This is a genomic window from Maritimibacter sp. 55A14, assembly GCF_003122205.1.
In the GTDB taxonomy this organism is placed as follows: Bacteria; Pseudomonadota; Alphaproteobacteria; order Rhodobacterales; family Rhodobacteraceae; genus QEYE01.
Genome location: NZ_QEYE01000071.1, coordinates 1 through 729, shown reverse-complemented (window position 1 = coordinate 729; position 729 = coordinate 1). Strand labels below are relative to the sequence as shown.

At 58.0% G+C, this 729-nt stretch carries 1 protein-coding gene; it reads right to left on the bottom strand.

The genetic code is table 11. The annotated features are described in order from the left end of the window. The coding region (locus DDZ14_RS19225; RefSeq protein ID WP_158275576.1) for an alpha/beta fold hydrolase at positions 1-688 on the bottom strand (688 nt) is incomplete at its 3' end. Between the last annotated feature and the right edge of the window lie 41 nt (positions 689-729).

The following is a 729-nucleotide window of genomic DNA, read 5'->3' as shown; positions in this document are numbered from 1 at the left end:
GCAGCGCCCGCTCCACCAAAGGGTTGATTTTGTCCGGGCTGGTCAGCGGAGCCATATGGCCACCGCGTTCTATCTTCTCGAAGTTCCAGTGGGGGATATGCTGTTGCATCAGGACCACGATCTCCTTGATCGAGCGCACAGTGTCTGCCGCTGATATTACGGTCGTATCGCTGGGAAGGCTTTTTGCCCAATCGGAGAGCGGCGTGCCCTCGTCCATCACACTGTCCCATTCATGGAAGTTCGGCTTCAGGGCTTCCGTGAACTTCAACTGGCGATCCTCCGACATGGCCTGCCAACTGCCTTCACCCGTCCAGTAATTTGCGAATTCTTCCGCGGCCGCAGTCGAAACTCCGCTTGCTCCATGCTCTTTGATGATGCGACGCAGGCGCAGCGCTTCTTGTAGGGCCTCGGTCCGCCCGTGTTGCGCAAGCAAGTAAAACGGGTTTGGCTCGATCAGGATGAGGCGGTGAATACGGTCCTTGAAAAGCGCCGCGGCCTTCATTGCAACGCTTCCGCCGAACGAATGTCCGACTATCGAGACTTTGCCGCCATCCGCAGGCAGGAAAGGAGAAATTAATCGCGCCTGATCTTCAAGCGTCTGTGCTCGCTCGCCGTGCCAGGCCGCAGTCCCGCCATAACCGATGAGGTTGACGGCGATCAGGTGGAAGCGATTTGAGAGCAAATCCATCAAGCTACGCCACTGGCGGGCACCGGCCACGCTCGAATGAA